Origin of the sequence: Marichromatium bheemlicum (assembly GCF_012276755.1) — a bacterium.
Lineage (GTDB): Bacteria > Pseudomonadota > Gammaproteobacteria > Chromatiales > Chromatiaceae > Marichromatium > Marichromatium bheemlicum.
In genome coordinates this window covers 66,980-82,838 of the sequence record NZ_JAAXKX010000017.1, presented here as the reverse complement: position 1 = coordinate 82,838, position 15,859 = coordinate 66,980, and the positions used below count along the sequence as shown (strand labels likewise).

Sequence of the window (15,859 nt, the reverse complement as noted above, 5' to 3'; positions counted from 1 at the left end):
TTGCACTCGACGCTCGGCTATCGCTCACCCGTCGAGTTCATGCAACAGTGGAAGGCAAAACAGCGCCGCGACCAGACGGTCGCATGAGACCAACCCCTTGAGGGGCGAAAAAACAGGGGAACCTCAATGCCTTGAGGGGCGAAAAACAGGGGAACCCCAGTCTCCCCGTGTGTCACGCGAAATCCATTGAGACGAAAAGCAGAAAACCGCCCTGCAGGGCGGTTTCCGAAAAGTCTTTAAAGACCTGGCGAAATCAAAAGCGATTGAGCTTATCCTTCACCACCCCCCTCAGCAGCAGTAGCGCGACATTCAGCTGGAACATACTTAAAATTAGCCGCATCGGCAGTCGTACACGTCCATTTAATCGCGCCATTACCCGTCAATTCTGGTGTATAGGTCAAAACAACGCTTTTAGCAGCCTCTGTACCAGTTACAGCAATGACACCTGTGGCATCAGTACACGCAGCAGACAAGGCATTTTTCAAGCCATCAGCTTCGGCTAAAGTAGCCACACCAGCGCAAGCACCAGCTCCGATAGCGCCAAGACTTGCAATGTTTTCACCGACTGTTGCCTTCATACCAGAAGCCATTACGGCCAACTCTGAGACGCGAGCACGGGTCGTATAGTCCTGATACGCCGGCAACGAAATCGCTGCCAAGATGCCGATGATGGCCACCACGATCATGAGTTCGATCAGGGTGAAGCCGGCTTGTAGTTGCTTTTTCATGGAGTGGTTCTCCGGTTGGGGATGAACTGAGCCTGTCTCCTCGGGAGACGGGGCCGGCATGGCGGCGCCGGTCCTGATGCACTCATCATCAAGTTCCAGGCCAAGGTTTGGGGTGCACCATAAACCATTGATCGATAAGGCACTCTGGAGTGCCTTCCGGTACTGTCACCCCGATTCAGGCGACAATCCACAGGGGACTGTCCACCCACCCCGGGGTGACAATCCACAGCCTGACATGCCTCTGGGGTGACAGCCCTGGGCGGGTCACGCGCAACAGGGGCGAGCGGTGACCGCCCCGCACGCAGGTCCGCTCGATGGCAGACGCGCCGAGCGATCCTGTGGAGTACCGGCGACACCTCCCCGCCGGGGCGCTTACCTCACCGATGCGCACGACGACCACCTCTCCGCACGCATCCCTTTGCGCCCCTCAAGGCTTTGCGGTTCAATCCATCGACAACGAGAGACGCCAGGAGGCCCCAGAACAGAGGACCCTCACGGCCTACTTCTCGCGCCCTAGCACCGCCGCCGCACACGACGCACGCTGACAGACGCGTTGGAGCACGCAACGCCGGACCCAACCTAACGCCACGACAATACAGCGGCCGAACATCGAATCACTGGGAGAACACTGCAGATGCCATCGATCTGTCTGAACACTGCGAGCGCCGTCACCGGGCTGAGTCGGCGCACGCTGCAGCGCTACATCCAGGAGGAGCGACTGACGGCGATCCGTGATGGTGACGATGGCAGGACACGGGTGGAGCTGAGTGCGCTGCTGACGCTGACCGGCAACCGGCTCACCGAGCCGGAGCGGACATTGGCGCTAGCGGCTGACCAGGGCGACCCGACGGCGTGGTACGAGTTCGGCATCTGGCTGCTCGAACGCGACCGCCCAAGCCAGGCACGCGATTGGTTCCTACGCGCGGCACGGACCGGACACACCGATGCAATGTGCTGGCTGGGGCGCGACCTGGTGCTCGGCGAGGGCGGCACACGCGACGAGGCGGCGGGCAGCGCCTGGCTGGGCCGCGCAGCGGCGCGCGGCTCGGCGCTGGCCCAGGCGCTGACGGCGAACCTGGGCAGCCCGAGCGGATTACAGGCCCGCGCGCGCGACGACCTGGCCGCGCTCGAACAGCTACTCGACGCCGCCGAACGGCGGGTGTTGCTCGACGCCTTACGAGCCACCGCCGGATAGGCACGCTGCACGGATGGGGCAGTGTTGCCAGAGCCACATGGCGACCGGGGATTCTCGCAGCCCATCCCCCGGGGTCATGCAACCTCTCACCGACTCGCGCCCCCCTGTCTACAGCACCATCAACATCAAGCTCACCCGCCAATAGTGGGTCCGCGCAGCGGCATAGAGCACGGGTTCAGCGACGATGGCACGTCCATCGCCGTCGTAATACCAGCGGACGTGGTGGGTGTGGCCGTGGCGCTCGAGCGTCATCTCGAGTTCGGGGAGCGCGGCCCAGGCGCAGAGGGTGTCGAGCCGGGCGCGGTCGATCCAGGCGGCGTCCTCGGCCCAGGGGCGGAGGGTAACGGTGCGGTACTGCAGGGTGGCGACCTGCACCAAGGCCGCGCCACGGAGGCTAGGGGTGATGCTCTGGCGCACGCCGGTACGAGCGTACTCGTCCTCCCAGTAGAGGTCGTCCGGGAGGTCGAGCGTAGCGCCGATATCAAGCCGGGTGAGGCGCATCAGAGCCGTCAGACCATCTGCACGCGAAAGTACTTGGACTTGCCGACACCGGTCTTGGTCGGATCGAGCAACACCTTGCCACTGACCTCCAACGCGGCGAACTCGGCGCCGAGCATCGAGAGATTGGTGGCCGCGCCGATCTTGAGGCGGAAGAGGTCGAGCACCACCGGGCTGTTGGAGTTGGCCTCGTTGAGGCCGCCGAAGGAAAGCGCATAGACCGCACTGCCACCGGTGAGCGCCTCGACGGCGTCGTACCCACCATGGCTATAGTCGATCACCAGCGGACAACCGACGGGGATCGCGCCATTGAGGATCAGCACCCCTTCGGGACGGACCTCGTAGTCGGCGCCAGCGAGCGCAGCAAAGGTACCGCGATGGGTCCAGGTGACAGTGCCGTCCTCCACCATCTCGCCCAGGCTGGCCGGCCAGCTCGGCGCGGTACTGCCGGTAGTACCTGCAGCGATGGCCGCGAAGAGCGCGCCGTCGGCCTCGACATAGGTCCCGGGAGCGATCGCGGCCTCGCTGCCCCAGGCGCCGGCGCCACAGCGCAACACCACCTCGCTCGGCCCCGGGTGGGCGAGCCGGATCAGGCCGCCGGGGTGAGCGGTATGGGCCTCACCGACGACACGCGCGGCAGTGACTGCGCTGGTGGTGCCGTAGACGGCGCGGGCGAGGTTATCGGGATCGAGGTCGTGGAGGATCATCTTGGCGTTGACCCCGGTGATACGCGAGACCGAGGCCCACGGCCCGCCGCCGGGCTGGGTGTAATCGGTAAGGGTCTTCTCCTCCTCGGTGATCTCCAGGTCGAGCGCTGAGACATTGCCGATGGCCTTGAGCGGGGCATCGCTACCGGCCAGACGCAGATAGACCTGACCGGCATTGAGGGTGGGACGATAGGTTTGGGTAGTGATGGGCATGGATGGCTCCTTAGACTGCTTGACGCAGGATGTCGGTGGTGAAGACCAGGGGGATGAGCTGCAACCCAGCCTCATCGTCGGACTCGGGCAACTCGACGAGGGTGAGCGCGCGCGCTGCCGAGGGTGGGCGCCAGCCGAGCAAAGCAGCCAATACGCGATCGACCAACACCCCGACCTCGGTTCGCACCGAAGCACCGGGGTGATCAGGAGGGACGTTGCACACGCCGACGATGACCTGCCAGCGCTGCTCGAGCCGCACTGCCCGACCGTCGGGACGCGACTTGCAGACCTGTCCCCCGCCGTAGACGACCGACACGCGAGGGCCAGGGCGTGGCAGGTCGTGCATCTCTGCCAGCGAGGTGCTGTCGAGCAGCCACGCCGATTCACCGAGCGCGATCTCCAGGCGCTCGTGGATCTCGGCGCCGATGGCAAGGAAGCTCATCGGCACAGTCCATCGACGCAGCGCCGGATGTCCCGTCGCGGGGCCGAGCCGATCGTCGTCATGCGTGCCCCAAGGGGAGGTGCGCCGTGCTCGAGCACGGCGGCCAGCGAGGCGCTCGGTGCAGCGCGGGGCAGGACAAGGGTCACCGGCTCGATCTGGATCCGCGAGCGGTCGAGACGCGTTCGAAGTACCGCGTCCTGTGCAGGCAGCTCAGGGGCCTGACGGATGGCCTGATCCATGGCGTAGACCTCGGGTCGGTCGTTGCGACAGGCGTGTCCGGCACGCCCCGTAAGCGCCCCGACCGACCCGGGCAGTAACCACTCGAGCAGCGGGCCGCCGGCGCTCGGCGCCAGCGCCTGAGCAGATGCCGGAGAGGGGATGAGAGTGTGCGACTCCATGCCGCCAGGATCGTCACGACGATGGGACGTGTCAGTTGAGACGGGTTAGTCGGGTACCAGCGACCAGCGACCAGCGACCAGCGACCAGCGACCAGCGACCAGCGACCAGCGACCAGCGACCAGCGACCAGCGACCAGCGACCAGGATACTCGAACCCCGAAAGCACGCCGTTTTTTGGAACAAACGCTTGCGCACCACACCGAGGGTTGGGTCGCTGACAGCACCCCAACCCCATATCGACACCTGATGAGCGATATCAGCTATGCAACGGCAGCGGAGACGACCGGTCACGACATCTCGCCGCCGTTGGACTGCGCCCACATATCCCGTGGGACAGGTCGATGAACGGACGGGTGCGCAACCCGACCAACGCACTCAATGGCGAAATTAAGGGTATGCTGCTGAAGGACGAGTGACGCCAGAAAGTTTCTGCGCGCTGGCACGGGGACCGCGAACATGGTCGCCGAATGGAGGGACGGCAGGCCTCCCACTCGTCCACTGCTCTCGTGCCAGCGTCGTGGGCTCGACCAAGCCAGCGTACCGCACACAAGACAGCAACAGCCACCACTGAGTGGGCATAGACCGCGAACGATGGCGCGGAATCATCAGAACGGTGCGGGTCGAAACGGCGCATGCTTGAACCGCAATGCGAAGAACGTAAGCGCGATCCCAGTCGACGCACTCGGCGAGGTCGGCAACGACGACCAGCGCCGTCGTACTGGCATTCGCGTACGAGACGTCAGCGCTGTCCTCAGCCGCTGCCCTCGCTCACGCTCCACAACAGCACGGCGAGGGTGCCGAGGGTACTAATGGTCGCCGTCATCGAACCGACGAGCTGACGACGCCGATCGCGCGCCTCCTCGGTCATGTGCCGTTGCAACGCGAGCTGCACCTGATGGACATCGGCACGAGCGGCACTCAGGCCATCACGCACATCCTCCACCAAGTCGGTGAAGATCCGCACCGACTCACGGGTGATGGCGTGCTCCTGAGCGAGCGCCGTCAACCCGTCGCGCAGCTCGCGCGACTCGCTCTCGACACGCTCGACGCGCTGGCGCAGTACCTCGACCTGGCGTTCCAGTCGTGCGGTCATGGATACACGGCCCGGTCCAGCTCGAAGTGTGGGCCGTCGCGAAATTGCGGCCAGTCCCCACCCCAGCGGATCGCCACCCCCAGTTCGGCGGCGGCGGCCTTGAAGGCAGCGGCAATGCGCGGATAGAGCGGCCAGTCCCAGCGCACGCCCCCGTCGACCCAGGCGGCGACATCGAGCGCGTGGCCGCTGAGATGGCGCGAGCGCAGCGTACGCGAGGCCCCGGCAACCACCAGCGCAAGCTGGCGCGCCTCGTCACGGCGGCCCTCGGTGACGACGAAGTCGACCTCGGTGAGTTCCAACGCACGGCGCGCTACCCGGATCAGGTCAGGGTGGAGATCAACAAGCGCGCGCTCGGAGCGACGGGAGAAGCGGAACCCCACGGCCATCAACGCCACCGCAACGGCACGCGCGCACGCACCCGCCCCCAGAGCGCCATGCCGGCGCCGCCGAGACTCGCCAGGGCGACCAGGGCATCGGTGAGCGCCGTAGTGTCGAGCGCAATCCCGGCGGCGCTCGCGATCTGCGCGAGCACCACCACCAGGACGCCGATCACGGCACGCGAGCGCCACCACGGTTTGGCAGAGGTCGGTCGATCCATCTTCGGGCTCCACGCGTTTGTCCACATACCCCCAGCATCGCCGCCCCACCCCACCGGCGTCAGTGGAGACAGGTTAGCGGGTCGCCAGCGGCTCACCACCCGCGATCAACTGCCACCGCCACCGGCCCGCACCCACTGGCGGGTGGCGCCTGATTCCCTGATCATCGCCGCCGGCGATCGGCGCGCTCACGCCCCTGGGCACGGGCGACGATACGATAGACGTGCATCTCGTGGATGTCGTAGCAAGCAGCCAAGGCGCGGGCGCTGGCGACGGTGCCATCGTGTTGCTCGACGATCATGCGATCGCGGCGGCGGCGTGCGATCGCCGCCTCAGAGTGGACATAGAGTTGCGCACCCCGATAGCGCTCGAGCAAACCGATGGCAATCTGCTCGGCGGCGAGCAGTGCCTGCTCGCGCTCCAGCAACGGGGCCAACGTCTGTAACGCCAGCCCTTCCAAGGTATCGGCCAGTTCCATCCAACGTACCTCCTGGTCAGTCATCGGCTTCTCCACACTCCAGCGAAGTCGGCGGTAGCCCCGCCTCACAGCCCCCGATCATCTCCCCCTCATTGAGGGCCGCTGCAACGCCCACCTCATGTTGCGGTAACGGCGGGCGCTGTCGCGTCATCCTATCGTCCACACGATGCAAACCAGACCCTGACTCCGCCGGAGACACCTGCGCCCCGGCCCGAGGTGATGCGGCGGCGGTCTCGGACGCAGTCAGCAACGCCTTGAGCCGTGCCAGCTCCGTGCGGTGACGCACACGGCGCTCGGCCCAGGTCTCGGCAGCAAGCGTCGGCGCGACCGCCCGTGATCGTGCAACGAAGGCTCGCTGCTCGGCATTGCCATCTCTGCCCAGACAGGCGCGACGGAACTTGGCAATCGAAGGTGCATAGTCGTCGTGGGCACGGACATCGGCGATGCCACGCGCAAGTTGCTCGCCGTCGAGCCCGGCCAGCCCCTCGCTCCACTGCGCGGCAAGCGGTTCAAGCCCACCAGCAAGGACACAGCGATCGCTCCAGTCTTTCGGCCAGCAGGCGAGAAAGGTGGCAAATAGGGCATCGACCCACTGTCTCGGCAATGGTCGAGGTTCAGTCGCCACATGGTGGCGTGGGGCCGGTTTCGTCCCAGGGACTGGTGGTCGTCCAGTCATGGCGGGCGAGATTGTCACGGATGGTCTCGGCGACTGCGGCACGGCGCTCGCCGGTAGTCCCTGTCGGACGTCGTCCACGTTCATCTCCTCCACGCTGGCGGCGCTCGCGCCGCACCCAGTTACGCCATGTCCGTAGCCAGTCGAGCCGTACCCCCTGGCGCCCTGGCTGCGCACGCCAGTAGTCGACGAATACTGCCCAAGTGAGGTCGAGATCGAGATCGGGCCTCTCACGTGCGGCCCAGTTGCGCCACGCCGCAGGCAGTTCAGCGAGCGAGAGGCGCGTCCCGCGACCAACCAGCGCCTCCCCCACTGTTGCTCCGGCGTCATCCAGCAGGGGGGCTCCAGGGGGAGAAGAGTACGGATCGACGGACCCCGGAGGGGTGCCCCGGTTAGCTGACATCGCCTCTGCCCGAGTCGGGTCCGGTGTTGCGGCAAGGGCCGCGGCATGCGGTGATCGCCCTCGGCCCGACCTTGAGTGCCCACGATCGGCCCGAGATCGGCCCTGCTTCCTCGGGACACACTGATCCGTATCGGCCAGCGGGAGCTGATACAGCAACCGCCGATCGGCAGGCAGGCGAACCACCAACCCGACCCGCTCGAGCAGCACCAGGGCATGACGCACAGCCTTGCGTGTGGGGTCGCCGGCATCGCGACGTCCTTGACCGTATTCGACGTGTAGGGTCTCGGCGATACCCTTGAGCGAGATCCCACGATGGCGCCCGACGACTCCTGTGGCGTAGTCCATGTACGGACGTAACGCACGCAGATAGACCAGCTGGGCGGCCCACGGCAGGCCGTGCAGGGCGTCATCCTCACGATCGTTCCATACCGTGCGGGGCATCCTCCCTCCTTGGTCTTAGACCGACATCGGCTTGCCCGGTCATCGGGCGGTATAGCGCAAGTAAAGTTCGCTTTACGAAAAAGGTCAACAACGCTTGACCTTTAGTCAAGTAATCTTGACGCCATGGCGCAAAGCACCGCAGATCGAGTCAAGGAACTCCGCAAGACGCTCGGCCTCACCCAACAGGCACTCGGCGCCCTTGCCGGGGTGTCGAAACAGGCCGTCTCGCAATGGGAGCGTGATCTCACCGAGCCACAGTGGGAGGCGCTGCACGCCCTGCGCGCCAGTCAGGGCGTCAACCCGCGCTGGTTGTTGCACGGCGAGGCGCCAATGTTATTCGAGGCCGAGCCCTCTCCCCAGGTCTCGGCCAGATCGCTACAACTCCACCCCATCCTGCTCTGGGATGATCCCGCCGAGCTGCCCGAGGGACAGTACGTACTGATCCCGCGGCGCCGCGTCGCCTTTTCGGCCGGCAACGGCACCCTGATGTTCGAGGAAGAAGAGGCGCCACCGCTAGCCTTCACCTCCGACTGGGCCCGCCAGACCGGGATCCGCCCAGGCAACGCGGTCGTGGTCTACGCCAAGGGCGACAGCATGGAACCGGGCATCCGCGAGGGCGACGTCTTGCTGATCGATACCGGGGTCGCCTGCGAGGAGATCCGCGACGGACAGGTCTACGCCATCCGCTACGGCCAGGAACTCCGCGTCAAGCGGCTCTTCCGCCGCTATGACGATGCCCTGATCCTGCGCTCGGACAACAGCGCCCGTTACCCCGACGAAATCGTGCCACCGGAGCACCTAAACGGGCTGGTACATGTGATCGGTCGGGTAGTATGGCGCGCTGGTGAGGTGTGAGAAACACTTGAGCCGGGGAGCCGGGACACACCCCGACTGGGTGCGTGCGGCGCCAAGCCCTCGAACCGGCAGGGGACCGAATAGAATGACGGACACCGGGAATGCATCAAGCAGGCTTGACATAAAAGTAAAGCCAGCTTTACTTCAGTCAATCCTCATCACGATCGCCCCGTCAACCACCGCCAATGCCAAAGATATCCCCACCCGAGCTCGTGCCCGCTGACCTGCTGTGTGACCTACTCGACGACGTCGACACCGAGCAGGCCTTGCTGGCACAGTTCCCATACGCCCGGAGAGGCGTGCTTCACGCTGACGCACATCGTCTCTACGCACTCGGGGACGGCGTCCTTGCCGCAGTGTGCAGACGTTGCGGCCGAGTCTTCGAGTATCTGCCCTGGCAGCGCGACGGCGAGAGCTGTCCGCGCTGCCAGCACGGACGCCGGAGACCCCGGCGGCACCAGCGCCCCTGAGGGTTCTGGCACGGCATCGCCCCTCTGGTTCCGCTATAGCATGAAACCGACCGCACCGGACTCACACGCGTACGCATCATCATGCGTAGAGGCCTTGATCCCAGACCTGACAGCCCCTTACTGGCCGACCACCGCTCGTGAGGCAAGAGGTGCGCGGCAGGTCGCTGGCAGCTGATTCGCGTCGCTGGAGACACACCGGCCTTGATGGCACGAGTCCATAGGTCGTACAGGATTCCCGGTGCCGTTAAATGGCCATGCCCTCTGGCGAACCCGTGGCTCGCGCAATATCCCCCCGTCACACCCTCGCGGTTTGGCACCCATTCTCTCGGCAGCGTGGCTGGCTTCGATACTGCGGGCTACTGTAAAATGGTTGGTTTTCTAGCGGGACCTCGTCATGGGATTCAAATGCGGTATCGTCGGCCTGCCCAACGTCGGTAAGTCGACCCTCTTCAAGGCCCTGACCAAGGCGTCGATCGCGGCCGAGAACTATCCCTTCTGCACCATCGACCCCAACGTCGGCGTGGTGCCACTGCCCGACCCCCGGCTCGACGTGATCGCCGGCATCACCAAGCCCGAGCGGGTGCTGCCGACCACCATGCAGTTCGTCGACATCGCCGGTCTGGTGGCCGGCGCCTCCAAGGGCGAGGGGCTGGGGAACAAGTTCCTCGCCAATATCCGCGAGACCGACGCCATCGCCCACGTGGTGCGCTGCTTCGTCGATGACGATGTGGTGCACGTCGCCGGTGGCGTCGACCCGCTGCGCGACATTGAGGTCATCAACACCGAACTGGCGCTCGCCGACCTCGAATCGGTCGAGCGTGCGCTCGACCGCGCGCAGCGCATGGCCAAGACCGGCGACAAGAAGGTGCTCGCGCGCAAGGCGCTGCTCGAGCGCGTGCGCGAGCAGCTCGACGGTGGCGCGCCGGTGCGCACGATGGGACTCGACGAGGACGAACAGCTGGAGCTGCGCGACCTCTTCCTGCTCACCGCCAAGCCCACCATGTACATCGCCAACGTCGCCGAGGATGGCTTCGCGTCCAACCCCATGCTCGATGCGGTGCGCGGCCTGGCCGCCGCCGAGGGCGCCGAGCTGGTCGCAGTCTGCGCCGCGATCGAGGCCGAGGTGGTCGAGCTGGAGGATGCCGAACGCGACGAGTTCCTCGCCGAGCTAGGGCTCGACGAGCCCGGGCTCAACCGCGTGGTGCGCGCCGGCTACCAGCTGCTGGGGCTCGAGACCTACTTCACCTCCGGCCCCAAGGAGACCCGTGCCTGGACCATCCCCGCCGGTGCCAAGGCGCCACAGGCCGCCGGGGTGATCCACACCGACTTCGAGCGCGGCTTCATCCGCGCCGAGGTGATCGGCTACGAGGACTTCGTCGCTTGCAACGGTGAGCAGGGCGCCAAGGAGGCCGGCAAACTGCGCTCCGAGGGCAAGGAGTACGTGGTCAAGGACGGCGACATCATCCACTTCCGTTTCAACGTCTGAAACAGGGGTTGACACCCGGGACCGAGGTCTGTAATATTCTCGGTCTCTTGAGGCTACGTAGCTCAGTTGGTTAGAGCATCGCACTCATAATGCGAGGGTCCCCTGTTCGAGTCAGGGCGTAGCCACCATCTTCAGGGTACAAAAGCGACCCCAGTCAAGCCGCGAGACACCTCGGTGTCCGCGGCTTTTCTCGTTGTGGCTCCGGGGCACGCGACACGCCCGCTCCCCGAGCTCGATCACCTGTGGATTCGCAGGGCGCCAGACGCACGCAGCAGCATGTATCGAGGAGCGAAACCATGGGACGCGGATTCGCGCACCCGCCTGCCCCTCGCCGCGACCGATCACCGTCAACGCGCCCGGACGCACCACACCTCGTCCAGCTCACGAGACCGATCGACGCTGCCCCCTACGCCCTAGCCCTCCACTCGGTAAACGGCCAGGGCGGCCAATGGAGGCATGCCCGGGCGCTACACTGCCCGAGCGCTGCCGGCCTCACCCTCGTCTGGGCCGACAGCCGCCGGGTTGCTGGCGCCTGCAGACCGACCCACTGGATTCAGCAGTCGCTGGCGTCGCGGTTATAGCGGTCCTCGTAGCGGACGATGTCGTCCTCGCCGAGATAGCTGCCGGACTGCACCTCGATCAGCTCCAACGGGATGGTGCCGGGGTTCTCGAGGCGGTGACGGGTGCCGACGGGGATATAGGTCGACTGGTTCTCGGTGAGCAGGAAGGTCTCCTCCCCGCGACTGACCCGTGCGGTACCGGAGACCACGATCCAGTGCTCGGCGCGATGATGGTGCATCTGCAGCGAAAGCGATTCGCCCGGCTTCACCGTCAGCCGCTTGACCTGATAGCGCGCCCCCTGGTCGATCGATTCGTAAGCGCCCCAAGGGCGATGCACCCGCTGGTGATGACGGTACTCGTTGCGCTGGGCGCGGCGCAGCGACTCGGTCACCGCCTTGACGTCCTGGGCGTGCGCCTTGTCGGCGACCAGCACCGCGTCTGGGGTCTCGACCACGATCAGGTCGTTGACGCCGATGGCCGCGAGCATACGGTGCTGGGCGATCAGCAGGTTGTCGGCGGCCTCGTGCACGAAGGTATCGCCGTCGCACACATTGCCCTCGGCATCGTGCTCGCGCACCTCCCACAGCGCCGACCAGGCACCGACATCCGACCAGCCGACATCGAGCGGCAGCACCACCGCCGGCACCGACTCGCCCGCGGCGGTGAGGTGCTCCATCACCGCGTAGTCGATCGAGTCGCTCGGGCAGGCGGCGAACAACGCCGGGTCGACGCGCTGGAAGTCGCCGTCATCGCTCACCGCCGCGCAGGCACGGATCACCGCCGCGGCGATGTCGGGTCGAAAACGCTCGATCAGCGCCAGCCAGTGCGAGGCGCGAAGCACGAAGATGCCGCTGTTCCAGAGGTAGTCGCCAGAGGCCAGATAGGACTCGGCGGTGGCCGCATCGGGCTTCTCGACGAAGGCCTCGAGCCGGTAGGCCGCCCCCTCGAGCCCGTCACCATGGTAGGGTTGACCGCGCCGGATGTAGCCATACCCGGTCTCGGGCTTCCCGGGGACGATGCCGAAGGTGACCACGGCGCCGGCGCTCGCTAGCGCGAAGGCGTCGGAGACCGCGGCACGGAAGCCGGCCTCGTCGGCGATGGTATGGTCGGCGGGCATCACCAAGAGCACCGGGTCGGCGCCCTCGGCGGTGGCGACCTGCGCCGCCAAGGTCAACGCCGGGGCGGTGTTGCGGCCCTCGGGTTCGAGCACGATCGCTGCGGCACGCCGCCCCAGCGCGCGCATCTGCTCGGCGACCAGGAAGCGGTGCGCCTCGTTGCAGACGACGATGGGATCGACCAGCCCTGCCCCCTGGCGGGGGTGCTCGCGCTCGAGTCCGTCGAGACGGCGCACCGTCTCCTGGAGCATGGTGTGCTCACCGGTGAGCGGCAGGAACTGCTTGGGATAGGCCTCACGCGACAGCGGCCAGAGCCGGGTCCCGGAGCCTCCGGACAGGATGACGGGTTGCAGCAACATCGAATGAGTACCGAATTCCATGGCAGTGAGGCGATTGCCGCATTAAAGCAATCCGTCGTTGAGCAGGTCAAACTGATGCAGGAGAAGGAGGCCGCATGAGTCCCGATCCGATACGACTGAGCGCATTGCTGCGCGAGGTCGCCCGTACCGAGATCCTGCCCCGTTGGGGACGAATCGAGGCCGACACCAAGGGTGACGGCAGTCTGGTGACCAGCGCCGATCTCGCCGTCCAGCAACGCCTGACCAAGGCGTTGGCGGCGGCCTATCCGGACATCGCGCTCCTCGGTGAGGAGATGACCGAGGCCACCCAACAGCAACGCCTCAGTCAGTCCTCGCAAGGGGTCTGGGTGCTCGACCCCATCGACGGCACCGGCAACTACGCCTGCGGCTTCCCCGGTTTCGCCATCTCGCTGGCGCTCGTGCGCAATGGCCGGGTAGAACTTGGCGTGGTCCTCGATCCGGTGCGTGACGAGTGCTTCTGCGCAAGACGCGGGGGTGGCGCGACCCTCAACGCGCGGCCGATCGCCCCCTTCACGCCGGGGCAGACGCTGGGCGATTGCATCGCCATGGTCGACTTCAAGCGCCTACCACCCGAGCGGATCCCGACACTACTGCGCCCCGGCGGCTTTCGCTCACAGCGCAACCTCGGCACAGTGGCGCTGGAATGGTGCTGGCTGGCCTGTGGGCGCTTTCAGCTCTATCTGCACGGCGGCCAGAAACTCTGGGACTACGCCGCCGGCTGGCTGATCGCACGCGAGGCCGGGGTGGCGGCACAACTCTATCGCCAGGGCGAGACCACCCCGCTCGAGACGATCGATCTCGGTGCCCGTGTCGCCCTCGCGGCGGCCGACCAGGTGCTGCTCGAGCATTGGCGCACATTCGTCGAGCTACCCCTGAGCGAGACCTGAAACCCCAGCAATCGCGGTGTCTCCCTGACTGGCGCCGCGCCTCGGGTTGCGTCAGCATTGATCGACGAGGCCTCCCGCAGGGGACGAGACCTCGGACTGTCACGGAGTCTTTCAGTTATGAGCGATCGAGATGACACGCACGGGCTGGACATGGATCTGGCCAGCGGCATCGCCGCCTTCGAGGCACGCCAATTCACCCGCGCCACCAGCCTGCTCGCCCCGCTGGCCGAGGACGGTAACGCCGAGGCCCAGTACCGGATGGCGATCATGGCGCAGAACGGGCTCGGCATGGTCGCCAACAGCGCCCTCGCCTATCGCTATATGCACGCTGCGGCCACGGCCGGGCTAGGACTGGCGCAGCACGGCCTGGGCTTCATGTACCTGCAGGGCGAGTGCGCCGAGCAGGACCACAGCCAGGCGGCGCACTGGTTCGGCAAGGCCGCCGAACAGGGGCTGATCGGCTCGATGACCACCCTGGCGATGCTCTACGAACAGGGCCTGGGGGTAGAGCAGGACCAAGCCGAGGCCACACGCCTCTACCGGCTCGCCGGATTCGAGGAGCGTTAAAGGACTGGCGCGCGCGCGCGCAGCACTCTATAATTCGCAGCTGCGTTGCCGGGGTGGCGAAATTGGTAGACGCATCAGACTCAAAATCTGACGGTGGCAACACCGTGCCGGTTCGAGTCCGGCTCCCGGTACCAAATCAATAGCGAAAAGGCCAGGCAATCGTCTGGCCTTTTTTGCGTGGGCAGTCCGTATTTCGGCGCCCCCGGGACCACGTGCGAGGGACCCTCGTGAGTACCACCGCCACCATCGTCACCGCCCTGCTCTATCTGCTCCACCTCTCCGTCCAGATCACGGTGCTGATCCGGGTGCTGTTGCGCCCGCATCGCCAGCCGGCCTCGCGCGTGGCCTGGGTGGTGGTGGTGCTGGTGTTCCCGGTAGTCGGCATCCTCGCCTACCTGTTCTTTGGCGAAGTCGACATCGGCCGGCGTCGGGTCGAGCGGCTGCGCGCGGTACTCGCGCGCCTGCCCTCCCCGCCGCCGGCCCCGGCGCCCGAGGTCCCGGAGCGCTACGCGCACCTCTTCCGGCTCGGGGAGTCGATCTGCGACTACCGCGCCGTCGGCGGCAATCGCGGGCAATTGATGGCCGACTCCGACGCCACCATCGACGCCCTGGTCGCCGACATCGACGCCGCGCACGATCACGTCCACGTGCTTTTCTATATCTGGCTGGCCGACCGCAACGGCTGTCGGGTCGCCGACGCGCTCTCGCGCGCCGCCGCACGCGGCGTCACCTGCCGGGCGATGGCCGACGACCTCGGCGCGCGCGCACTGATCCGCTCACCGCACTGGCGCGCGATGCGCGAGGCCGGGGTACGCCTGGCCACGGCGCTCCCCATCGGCAACCTGCTGATGCGCCCGATCAAGGGCCGCATCGACCTGCGCAACCACCGCAAGATCGTCGTCATCGACGACCATATCACCTACTGCGGCAGCCAGAACTGCGCCGACCCCGAGTTCCGCGTCAAACCACGCTATGCCCCCTGGGTCGACGCGGTGATCCGCTTCGAGGGGCCGATCGCACGCTACAACCAGCACCTCTTCGCCAGCGATTGGATGAGCCACGTCGACGACCCGCTCGACGAGCTGCTCGCCCGACCGCTGCCGCCAGCCCATCCCGACGGCTTCGCCGCACAGGTCATCGGCACCGGCCCGACGGTCCGCTACTCGGCGATGCCCGAGGTGTTCGAGACCCTGATGCACACCGCGCGGCGCGAGCTGGTGATCACCACCCCCTACTACGTCCCCGACGAACCGATGCAGGATGCGCTCTGCGCCGCCGCCTATCGAGGCGTCGACACCACCCTGATCCTACCGGCGCGCAACGACTCGCTGATCGTCGGCGCGGCCAGTCGCAGCTATTACGCCGGGCTGCTCGAGGCCGGGGTGCGGATCTTCGAGTTCACCCCGGGGTTGTTGCACACCAAGTCGCTGACCCTCGACGGCGCAGTGGCGCTGATCGGCTCGGCCAACCTCGACCGCCGCAGCTTCGAGCTCAACTACGAGAACAACATCCTCTTCCACGACCCCGCACTCACCGCCGCGTTGCGCGCACGCCAGCAGGCCTATCTCGCCCAGTCACATGAGATCACCCGCGCGGCGGTCGCCGCCTGGCCGCTGCCGCGCCATCTGCTCAACAACGCCGTGGCGATGTTCGGCCCGGTGCTCTGAAGGCGT

The 15,859-nt window shown here is 66.3% G+C and carries 17 protein-coding genes and 2 tRNA genes; 8 read left to right on the top strand and 11 right to left on the bottom strand.

What is annotated here, in order from left to right:
- Positions 1-269: 269 nt before the first annotated feature.
- A complete protein-coding gene (locus HF203_RS12175) occupies positions 270-728 on the bottom strand; it encodes a pilin (protein WP_168670079.1) in 459 nt (152 codons plus the stop codon).
- 634 nt (positions 729-1,362) lie between these two features.
- Here HF203_RS12175 and HF203_RS12170 point away from each other — a divergent pair.
- The gene (locus tag HF203_RS12170; RefSeq protein ID WP_168670077.1) at positions 1,363-1,923 is read left to right on the top strand and encodes a tetratricopeptide repeat protein; all 561 of its coding nucleotides are present in this window, start codon (positions 1,363-1,365) and stop codon (positions 1,921-1,923) included.
- Between the two features lie 108 nt (positions 1,924-2,031).
- Here the strand turns inward: HF203_RS12170 and HF203_RS12165 are convergent, their stop codons facing one another.
- From HF203_RS12165 to HF203_RS12125, 9 genes are all read right to left on the bottom strand, one after another.
- Positions 2,032-2,424: a hypothetical protein gene (locus HF203_RS12165; protein ID WP_168670075.1), complete on the bottom strand. Its 393-nt coding sequence runs from the start codon at positions 2,422-2,424 to the stop codon at positions 2,032-2,034.
- 8 nt (positions 2,425-2,432) lie between these two features.
- The gene (locus HF203_RS12160) at positions 2,433-3,341 is read right to left on the bottom strand and encodes a phage tail tube protein (protein WP_168670073.1); all 909 of its coding nucleotides are present in this window, start codon (positions 3,339-3,341) and stop codon (positions 2,433-2,435) included.
- 10 nt (positions 3,342-3,351) lie between these two features.
- The gene (locus HF203_RS12155) at positions 3,352-3,783 is read right to left on the bottom strand and encodes a phage tail terminator protein (protein WP_168670071.1); all 432 of its coding nucleotides are present in this window, start codon (positions 3,781-3,783) and stop codon (positions 3,352-3,354) included.
- The gene (locus HF203_RS12150; RefSeq protein WP_168669960.1) at positions 3,780-4,181 is read right to left on the bottom strand and encodes a hypothetical protein; all 402 of its coding nucleotides are present in this window, start codon (positions 4,179-4,181) and stop codon (positions 3,780-3,782) included. Before HF203_RS12150 ends, HF203_RS12155 begins: the two co-directional genes overlap by 4 nt.
- Positions 4,182-4,932: 751 nt before the next feature.
- Positions 4,933-5,274 (bottom strand): hypothetical protein, encoded by a 342-nt coding sequence (locus tag HF203_RS12145; protein ID WP_168670069.1) that lies wholly within the window; start codon positions 5,272-5,274, stop codon positions 4,933-4,935.
- Positions 5,271-5,660 carry a M15 family metallopeptidase gene (locus HF203_RS12140; protein WP_168670067.1) on the bottom strand — a complete coding sequence of 130 codons (390 nt, stop codon included), beginning with the start codon at positions 5,658-5,660 and terminating at the stop codon, positions 5,271-5,273. Before HF203_RS12140 ends, HF203_RS12145 begins: the two co-directional genes overlap by 4 nt.
- On the bottom strand, positions 5,660-5,872 hold the full coding sequence (locus tag HF203_RS12135; RefSeq protein ID WP_168670065.1) for a hypothetical protein: 213 nt from the start codon (positions 5,870-5,872) through the stop codon (positions 5,660-5,662). Before HF203_RS12135 ends, HF203_RS12140 begins: the two co-directional genes overlap by 1 nt.
- A 161-nt stretch (positions 5,873-6,033) precedes the next feature.
- Positions 6,034-6,372 carry a Mor transcription activator family protein gene (locus HF203_RS12130; RefSeq protein WP_168670063.1) on the bottom strand — a complete coding sequence of 113 codons (339 nt, stop codon included), beginning with the start codon at positions 6,370-6,372 and terminating at the stop codon, positions 6,034-6,036.
- A 590-nt stretch (positions 6,373-6,962) separates the two neighbouring features.
- The gene (locus HF203_RS12125; RefSeq protein WP_168670061.1) at positions 6,963-7,334 is read right to left on the bottom strand and encodes a hypothetical protein; all 372 of its coding nucleotides are present in this window, start codon (positions 7,332-7,334) and stop codon (positions 6,963-6,965) included.
- Between the two features lie 654 nt (positions 7,335-7,988).
- Here HF203_RS12125 and HF203_RS12120 point away from each other — a divergent pair.
- From HF203_RS12120 to HF203_RS12110, 3 genes are all read left to right on the top strand, one after another.
- On the top strand, positions 7,989-8,720 hold the full coding sequence (locus tag HF203_RS12120; protein ID WP_168670059.1) for an XRE family transcriptional regulator: 732 nt from the start codon (positions 7,989-7,991) through the stop codon (positions 8,718-8,720).
- Between the two features lie 864 nt (positions 8,721-9,584).
- Positions 9,585-10,676, top strand: coding sequence for a redox-regulated ATPase YchF (gene ychF, locus HF203_RS12115; protein ID WP_168670057.1), 1,092 nt, complete (start codon positions 9,585-9,587; stop codon positions 10,674-10,676).
- A gap of 51 nt (positions 10,677-10,727) precedes the next feature.
- Positions 10,728-10,804: transfer RNA gene (locus HF203_RS12110), tRNA-Met, on the top strand.
- A 425-nt stretch (positions 10,805-11,229) separates the two neighbouring features.
- Here HF203_RS12110 and HF203_RS12105 read toward each other — a convergent pair.
- Positions 11,230-12,711, bottom strand: a complete 1,482-nt coding sequence (locus HF203_RS12105; protein ID WP_168670055.1) for a mannose-1-phosphate guanylyltransferase/mannose-6-phosphate isomerase — start codon at positions 12,709-12,711, stop codon at positions 11,230-11,232.
- A 95-nt stretch (positions 12,712-12,806) separates the two neighbouring features.
- On the opposite strand from HF203_RS12105, the gene HF203_RS12100 reads away from it, so the two are divergent.
- The 4 genes from HF203_RS12100 (at position 12,807) to cls (ending at position 15,853) form a co-directional block, all read left to right on the top strand.
- Positions 12,807-13,619 (top strand): inositol monophosphatase family protein, encoded by an 813-nt coding sequence (locus HF203_RS12100; RefSeq protein ID WP_168670053.1) that lies wholly within the window; start codon positions 12,807-12,809, stop codon positions 13,617-13,619.
- Positions 13,620-13,736: 117 nt separating this feature from the next.
- Complete coding sequence (locus HF203_RS12095; protein ID WP_168670051.1) at positions 13,737-14,186, top strand: tetratricopeptide repeat protein; 450 nt, start codon at positions 13,737-13,739, stop codon at positions 14,184-14,186.
- Positions 14,187-14,233: 47 nt separating this feature from the next.
- A tRNA-Leu gene (locus tag HF203_RS12090) sits at positions 14,234-14,320 on the top strand.
- 93 nt (positions 14,321-14,413) lie between these two features.
- Positions 14,414-15,853: a cardiolipin synthase gene (cls, locus tag HF203_RS12085; RefSeq protein ID WP_168670049.1), complete on the top strand. Its 1,440-nt coding sequence runs from the start codon at positions 14,414-14,416 to the stop codon at positions 15,851-15,853.
- The last annotated feature ends 6 nt before the right edge of the window (positions 15,854-15,859 follow it).